General features: G+C 52.3%; 4 protein-coding genes. 2 read left to right on the top strand and 2 right to left on the bottom strand.

What is annotated here, in order from left to right:
- The coding region (locus OXG10_02895) for a peptide-binding protein (GenBank protein ID MCY3826318.1) at positions 1 to 1242 on the top strand (1242 nt) is incomplete at its 5' end.
- A 153-nt stretch (positions 1243 to 1395) separates the two neighbouring features.
- Here OXG10_02895 and OXG10_02890 read toward each other — a convergent pair.
- On the bottom strand, positions 1396 to 1446 hold the full coding sequence (locus tag OXG10_02890) for a Fic family protein (protein MCY3826317.1): 51 nt from the start codon (positions 1444 to 1446) through the stop codon (positions 1396 to 1398).
- A gap of 160 nt (positions 1447 to 1606) precedes the next feature.
- Between OXG10_02890 and OXG10_02885 the strand changes: the two genes are divergently transcribed.
- Entirely contained in the window at positions 1607 to 2818 is a 1212-nt protein-coding gene (locus tag OXG10_02885; protein MCY3826316.1) for a HipA domain-containing protein, read from the top strand.
- A 305-nt stretch (positions 2819 to 3123) separates the two neighbouring features.
- Here OXG10_02885 and OXG10_02880 read toward each other — a convergent pair.
- Positions 3124 to 3950: aldehyde dehydrogenase family protein (locus OXG10_02880; GenBank protein ID MCY3826315.1), on the bottom strand; the 827-nt coding region annotated here is incomplete at its 5' end.

Below are 3950 nucleotides of genomic sequence, written 5' to 3'. Positions count from 1 at the left end.
TATGAATCCATAAGAAACCCCAAAGTAGCCGCCGCCCACCTCCAAAGCTACTACCAGGACGTAAAGTCCTACACCAAGATTGACTCCCATACTGTAAGATGCGAGTACGGAAAACCCTACTTCCGCTCTTTTGAGTTCTGCGGCGGAATTCCCATAGTGCCGAAGCACCTGTTCGCGAAAGGGGATTTCAACACGAACCCCGCAGGCAGGAGACCCGTCGGAACCGGACCCTACGTCTTTGAGCACTGGGAGACCGGAAGGGAGATCAGGGTCAGGAGAAACCCCGATTACTGGGGCGAGCCCGCTTGGCTCAGTGAAGTGGTCTACAAGGTAGTGCTTGACCCCACGGTGAAGCTTCATCTCCTGAAAAAGCAGGAGCTTGACTATGGGGGTCTTCTTCCGCTTCAGTGGTCAAAGCAGAGCTGCGGGAAACCGTTTCGGAAAAAGTTCTACAGGGCTTCTTACACTACCCCGGGCTACAACTACATAGGCTGGAATTCGAGGAAACCCTTTTTCAGCGATAAGAGGGTGAGGCGGGCGATGACCCATTTTGTCGACAGGGAAACCATCCTGAGAGAAATTCTCCTGGGCCTGGGAGAGATAGTGACCACGACTTTTTACGTTAACAGTCCCGAGTACCCAAAGGACGTAAAACCGTACGCCTATGATCCGAAGAGGGCCAAGGCGCTTCTTGACGAGGCGGGGTGGCGCGACAGCGATGGTGACGGAATAAGGGACAAGGACGGCGTTTCTTTCCGTTTCGAGTTTCTCCTGCCCACGGGTTCTGAAACCGGTGAGAAGATAGCGACCATACTGAAGGAGGAGCTCTCCCGTTCCGGCATAGAGATGAGCATAAGAAAGATAGAGTGGGCGGTTTTCATCCAGAGCATAACCGAGCGAAAATTCGATGCCGTGACCCTGGGGTGGAGCCTAGGGGTGGAAAGCGACCCCTACCAGCTCTGGCATTCTTCCCAAGCCGAAGAGGGCTCGAATTTCGTGGGATTCAAAAACCCCCGCGCGGATGTTCTGATTGAGGAGGCGAGAGAGGAGTTCTCAAGGCCGGAGCGGATTAAAAAATATGAGGAGTTCTCAAGGATTCTTCACGAAGAGCAACCGTACACGTTTCTGTTCGCGAGAAAATCCACCGTGGTTGTGCACAGAAGGTTTAATAATGTAAGGCTATATCCGCTTGGGTTCGATACCAGGGAATGGTTTGTTCTGGAGAGCTTGCGCAAGTATTAGAACTAAAGGTTTTGCCGAGATAAGCGGCAAGATCGTCCATGTCCCCCAAGTCAGTCTTCTGCAGGTCGGCAAAACAGGTTTTCTTGTCCCTGTTTTCAATCACGAAAGGCGGGTATCCGAAACGCATCAAGATGTAATTTAGCAGCAGGCGTACTATGCGTTACCGTCGTCAAACGGATGAATAAAGATGAAGCGGTGATGCAATTGCGCTAGGAAGGATGCGATTGAAGCTAATGGAGATTTTATGTTTTCCGCGAATTATTTGATCAATCTTATTTCATTAGAATCTTACAATACCTATATTTGACAAAATATATTTTATAGCATTTAATACTACCAGCAAACAATTAGACGGATTGAATCAATGGCAACTAATCTCTGGGGTAACGTATATTACAAGGATACTTTCGCTGGCATTCTGTCGCAGGAGGCCGGAGGCCGATGCGTATTTACCTACGACGAAAGCTATTTGCAAAGCCCCTTTCCCGCTATTTCCTACACTCTTTCGCTTCGGGCCGAGCCTCATTTAAGCGAATATGGATTGCACCCTTTCTTTGATAATCTATGTGCGGAGGGCTGGCTTAAGAATGCGCAGATGCGCGCACTCGATCTGCGAAAGGACGATCGTTTCGAGCTGTTACTTGCCTTCGGCACCGACCTTGCCGGTGCCGTAAGCGTCATTGACCCAGACCCTGCCGGGGAGATTAAAATCGATCACGGCGACCCGGAAAACATTGCGGCGCTTTCGGCAAGGGCGTCTCTTTCCGGGGTCCAGCCAAAACTGGGCGCAATAAAGGAAGGCCGTGTGTTTCGCCCTGTAAAACGTGGAGAGCGGGCAACCTATATAGCTAAGCTCCCGTCCCCCACGCTGCACGATATTCTCGGACTTGAGTATGTAACTACGCAGGCGTGCGCGGTGCTCCTCAAGGAAGATGCCGTTGCGGAGATGACCCTGGCGCCGCTTCAGGGTGTTGCTGAGAGGTCCCTGCTCGTCAAACGGTTTGACAGGACTGAAGACGGCAAGCAAATTCACTTCGAGGAATTTAACCAGTTGCTCGGCAACCGCTCGGAGGACAAATATGAGGCCTGCTACGAGCACATGGCCGATTTTATCATCCAAAACGGCGACATATGCCTGCGGGCAGAGTGCGATACCCTGTTTCGCCGGGTAATGGCCTGTATTCTCACGGGAAATACGGACGCGCATCTTAAAAACTTCGCCATGGAGCACACAGAAAGCGGGTTGCGCCTTGCGCCCTGCTATGATCTTGTTGCCGCCGCCTGCTACCCGGAATACCAGACACTGGCACTGGGGATTTCAGGGGCCGAGAACATGAAAATCGGCAGTATCGGTCCGAAGAACATAGTCCGGCTGGGCAAGCTGTTCGGCCTGCCCGACAAAGCAGTTATGCTGGCGGTTTCCGACTTCGCCAGCCGTCTCAATAAAGCCCACGGCGCTGTTGATGGCTCGAAGAATGTCGGCCAGGACATCAAAGACAAACTGCATCAGCAAATGGAGAAAAGATGGAACGGAACATTCGACTCAATTGGAACTTACTTGTCAAAGAGGCAATAAAGCGGCGCAAGGAACGAAAAATCTCCCAGCGTCGCTTAGCCACTATAGCGGAGGTGAGTCAACCGACGGTCTCGCGTTTTGAGCAGCAAAAGCAAGACATTCAGTTGTCAAGTGCTATCAAAATCTTTGATGTTCTGGGGTTGATAGAGAGATAATGCTGGCATTTGCGGATTTGAATCTGCAAAAAACTCAGAGCGCTATCCCGAGTCTTGCTAATTGACTAAAGAGTTTCCGGCCTTGGAGTGGTTTGTTCCGGAGGGTTTACGCAAATACTTAGGACTGAGGGAAGCTGACGCCGGGGCGGCTCAGGAAAAGACAACCTGAATATCCGTGTATTCCACCAGACCTTCCTCTGCGAATTCAACACCGAAGCCCGAGCGTTTTACCCCGCCGAACGGGGCGTTGGGCTGGATCATTCCGTGCTTGTTTATCCAGACCGAACCGCATTCCATCCGGTTCGCGATCTCTCTTGCCTTTTCTATGTCCCGGCTCCAGACCGAACCCCCGAGACCGTTCGGATTGTCGTTTGCCTTCTCGATCGCTTCCTCAATATGGTGATAGCGGATGATCGGCAGAACGGGACCGAACTGTTCCTGGTCAACCAAGGGGTCTCCGTTTTCCAGGTCGGCTATGATCGTGAGGGGATAAAAATATCCCTTCCCGCCCATTTCTTCCCGTATCTCTCCGGGGTCTCCGCCCAGGAGAACGCGTCCCTTGGACTCCGCGCTTCGCACCAATCTGGCCACAATATCGTATTGCTTTCGGTTCTGGATCGGACCCAAAACGACATCCTCGTTCGTACCCTCGCCAACCTTCATCTTTCGGGCGAGTTCAACCAGTTCATCGCAGACCTCGTCGTACACGTCATCATGAACATAGAGCCGTTTCAGCGCCGCGCAGGTCTGGCCGCTATTGATGAACGCGCCCCAGAAAAGCCCTTCGGCGATCTGCTTGGGATCGACGTCCGGAAGAACGATTCCGGCGTCGTTCCCACCGAGTTCAAGAGTAAGTCGCTTCATGGTTTCCGCCGAGTTCGCCATGATCTTCTGGCCGGTCGCGCAGGAACCGGTGAAAACACAGTCCAGAGAGGGCAGAGATATCCGAAATGCTGTTGGTGCCAAGATGCAGCTCT

The organism is Candidatus Dadabacteria bacterium (assembly GCA_026706695.1).
Classification (GTDB): Bacteria; Desulfobacterota_D; UBA1144; order Nemesobacterales; family Nemesobacteraceae; genus Nemesobacter.
This window is presented reverse-complemented; position numbering and strand designations above follow the sequence as displayed.